The organism is Bacillus sp. 05T31, assembly GCF_056396725.1.
On record NZ_JBFTMA010000520.1, the window covers coordinates 1 to 3196 of the forward strand.

General features: G+C 32.0%; 6 protein-coding genes. 3 read left to right on the forward strand and 3 right to left on the reverse strand.

Going from position 1 to position 3196, the window contains the following annotated elements:
* A partial coding sequence (locus AC1DJR_RS23365; protein WP_477003617.1) for a MotA/TolQ/ExbB proton channel family protein occupies nt 1-793 on the reverse strand: 793 nt, incomplete at its 3' end.
* A gap of 172 nt (nt 794-965) precedes the next feature.
* Here AC1DJR_RS23365 and AC1DJR_RS23370 point away from each other — a divergent pair.
* A complete protein-coding gene (locus AC1DJR_RS23370) occupies nt 966-1568 on the forward strand; it encodes an HD domain-containing protein (protein WP_061688870.1) in 603 nt (200 codons plus the stop codon).
* A 38-nt stretch (nt 1569-1606) separates the two neighbouring features.
* On the opposite strand, the gene hfq is transcribed toward AC1DJR_RS23370, so the two are convergent.
* The gene (gene hfq, locus AC1DJR_RS23375; protein ID WP_002012071.1) at nt 1607-1795 is read right to left on the reverse strand and encodes an RNA chaperone Hfq; all 189 of its coding nucleotides are present in this window, start codon (nt 1793-1795) and stop codon (nt 1607-1609) included.
* A gap of 55 nt (nt 1796-1850) precedes the next feature.
* Nucleotides 1851-2069 (reverse strand): aspartyl-phosphate phosphatase Spo0E family protein, encoded by a 219-nt coding sequence (locus AC1DJR_RS23380; protein WP_002189061.1) that lies wholly within the window; start codon nt 2067-2069, stop codon nt 1851-1853.
* A 304-nt stretch (nt 2070-2373) separates the two neighbouring features.
* Between AC1DJR_RS23380 and AC1DJR_RS23385 the strand changes: the two genes are divergently transcribed.
* On the forward strand, nt 2374-2490 hold the full coding sequence (locus tag AC1DJR_RS23385; protein ID WP_000007805.1) for a YjcZ family sporulation protein: 117 nt from the start codon (nt 2374-2376) through the stop codon (nt 2488-2490).
* Between the two features lie 192 nt (nt 2491-2682).
* Nucleotides 2683-3150: a VOC family protein gene (locus tag AC1DJR_RS23390; protein WP_477003618.1), complete on the forward strand. Its 468-nt coding sequence runs from the start codon at nt 2683-2685 to the stop codon at nt 3148-3150.
* Nucleotides 3151-3196 lie beyond the last annotated feature (46 nt).

Here is a 3196-nt window from a genome sequence, read left to right on the forward strand (position 1 = left end):
CGTATGTATCAAGTTTTAACTTTAAYTTRGAAGGAATTTGTCCTCGGTAMAGCTCTGWRATTGCTTCTATTACAAACTTCTTCTCTGTATACAAATCTTCAATGCCACGATACACTTTTTCAGATAACGGTATTGCAATCATGTTTGCAATAACAGATCCATACAATGTCGTCAACATAGCAACTGCCATTCCTGTACCAATTTGCGATGTATCTTGCAAGTTTTGAAGCATAATAATAAGACCAATTAAAGTTCCTATCATACCCCACGCTGGAGCGAAATCACCAATCTTATCTAATAATGTTGCTCCTTTTCTTAACTCATATACTTCTGTTTCAACATCTCTCATTAATACTTCTTTTAATTCTGCTTCATCATATCCACTTAACATTAAACGAATCCCCTTTTGAATAAAAGGATTGTCTACTTGCTCTCCATCAACTTCTAACGAGAGTAAACCATGTTTTTTAGACTTCTTTGAAAAATCAACGAACAAATCCGTTAACTGTTCTAGATTTTCCTCTCTTCTATGTAAAACAGTAAAAATACTTTTCGTATATTTTTTTATTTCTCCAAATCTATATGCCACAATAATTGTCGCTGTTGTTCCCCCTATAACGATCAAAATAGATGAAACATCTAAGAAATTTTTAAAAGCTTTTATTCCACCACCGCCAAGCATGATTGCTGCAATTAAAATAACGAAACCTACTACAATGCCAAAGGGGCTAGAAATATCAAACTTCCTTTTTTTCCTTTGCGGTCTAGCTAATCCTTGATTTTCGTCTCCCATATTCCTGCCCTTCCTTTTTCGTTTTCGTAAAACATTTTTTTATTTTAATAATGCGTTTTCACATATAACAATCATTATACGCGTATCATCTATTTATCGCAATATACTCATTAAATTGACACATTTCATTTCTATATTAGAATTATAGTATGGAAATATGAGGAGGATCACGATGGAACATAACATTTTACAAGTCATTGCATTAGCAGAAAAACTAAAATATGAAATGCGACATAGTTGGCTTTCTAACGGACGTCAAGAAAGTGTTGCTGAACATACGTGGCGTATGTCCCTAATGGCTATCTTAGTTGAGCCTTATTTGGATCAAAAAGTAAATATAGAAAAATTACTTAAAATGGTTATTATTCATGACCTTGTCGAAGCAGAAGCTGGTGATATTCCTGCCTTTGATACGATGAATAGCCGTGAATTACAATTACAAAAACAAAAAAATGAGCAAAAGGCTATTTTAAATATTAAACGTACACTAGAAGGTTCCCTCGGCGTGGAATTATACGATTTATGGATGGAGTTCGAAGCGAAAGAAACGTATGAAGCAAAAGTTGCTAACGCACTTGATAAACTTGAAGTGAAAATTCAGCATAACGAAGCTGATATTGATACTTGGTTACCAATTGAGCATAAAATGACTTTCCAAGTTGGTAAACATACAGATTTTGACTCTTTCTTATCTAAATTACAAAAAATCATTGAACAAGACGGAGAAAAAAAATTACTCGCTGCCGGCATTGACGTTGAAGCATGCAAACAGTAACCATTTAATTATGAAATAAGAAACTCAAAATGAGTGTCTTATTTCATAATTGTTGATATTGCCTGCTTATAAATAAGTTGTTGTTTTCCATCTACTAATATTAATACTGTAAATCTATCTACTCCAACTACTTCCCCTACTATTCTTACTCCGCTCTTTAAAAATATAGTAACTGCACCTTTTTCTTCTTTTATTTGTTTATACAACTCTTCTTGTAAATGTTCCAATAACTGTTCTCTCCTTTATCAGTAAATAATCCTAATATAAAAAATTAAAGATTAATCACTTACATACTTTGTCTTTTATATTCATAAACTTATTAATTAGTATATCTAAATCTCGACTAAATAACAAAACTTTATCATGATCTAATCCATGCCTAGCAACAAGTTGAATTAACTCTTTCTTTTTGTGTTCTATTTTATTGTGTAATTGTCCCATCTCCATCTCTATACTAAAACTCCCTTTTCCCATAATATTACTTGTAAAATTATAGTACATTTCCACTCATAAAAAAATAAAAAAATGGCTTTTTTTACAAATTTTATATTTATGAAAAGAAATTTTAATGTAATTGTAAGTTACATACCCCTTTCATTTGCAATACATTCACCTAGTATACACTTCCATATTGTTTTACCATTTTAAAAAAAGCGCTATGAAACAAAGTAAATATCACATTTAAATCCGATCACAGGCTCTTGTCTAATTAGAAGTAAGACTTGCTCCTTTTCTAAATAAAAACATATCTTATAAAGTAATCCATTAGTTATATAGATTAATTTCCTAAAAAGGAGGAAAAAACATGAGCTTTGGTGGTAGTTGCGCTGGTTTCGGCGGTGGATTTGCTTTACTCATCGTGCTATTCATCCTTCTAATCATTATCGGATGTAGCTGTTGGGGTGGCGGCGGAGGGTTTTAAATATAATACGTATCCTTTTCGCTAAACTCTAAATGAATGAAATATGTTAACTAAAAACTATACGAAAACAGCTCATATTTGAGCTGTTTTTTCATACTTTCGTATGAATTTATGTCCATCTTTTTTGTGATTTCAACTAACAAGAAATCGTTTACTATGGAATAAGAAACATTTTTACTAAGGAGGATWATAATGATTAAAGGTCTTTATGAAGCACATTTACCTGTCTGTAATTTAGAAATTTCGATACCTTTTTATGAATCACTGGGGTTAAAATTATATAAAAGAGACAACGATATCGCCTTCTTTTGGATTGTAGAAAATGAAAGTTGGATTGGTCTTTGGGAAGGAAAAGAATACAAAGTCAATTATCATCCATCCTTACGACATATCGCTTTCCAAGTAAGCTTACACGATTTAGAAAACGCAATACACTGGCTCAAACAGAAAGGAATTCCAGCGCGAAAAGACTTTGGAATGGAGCCAATTGAGCCAATCGTTTTTCCAGAATTAGCACACGCCTCCGTATATTTTAACGATCCTGATGGAAATAGTTTAGAATTCATTGCACAATTACCTGTTGGACTACCTAAAGCAGAGAAAATGTATTTAAGTGAATGGAAAAAGCATGTACAAACATCGTCAATAGATAGGGATTAATTTTTATGTCAGTGCAATCAGTTTCTTATTCCACACTTCTTAGAAC

Coding starts and splice junctions, on each gene's coding strand:
- AC1DJR_RS23390 (WP_477003618.1), top strand. CDS start 2,683: ATGATTAAAGGTCTTTATGAAGCACATTTACCTGTCTGTAATTTAGAA.
- AC1DJR_RS23385 (WP_000007805.1), top strand. CDS start 2,374: ATGAGCTTTGGTGGTAGTTGCGCTGGTTTCGGCGGTGGATTTGCTTTA.
- AC1DJR_RS23370 (WP_061688870.1), top strand. CDS start 966: ATGGAACATAACATTTTACAAGTCATTGCATTAGCAGAAAAACTAAAA.
- AC1DJR_RS23380 (WP_002189061.1), bottom strand. CDS start 2,069: ATGTACTATAATTTTACAAGTAATATTATGGGAAAAGGGAGTTTTAGT.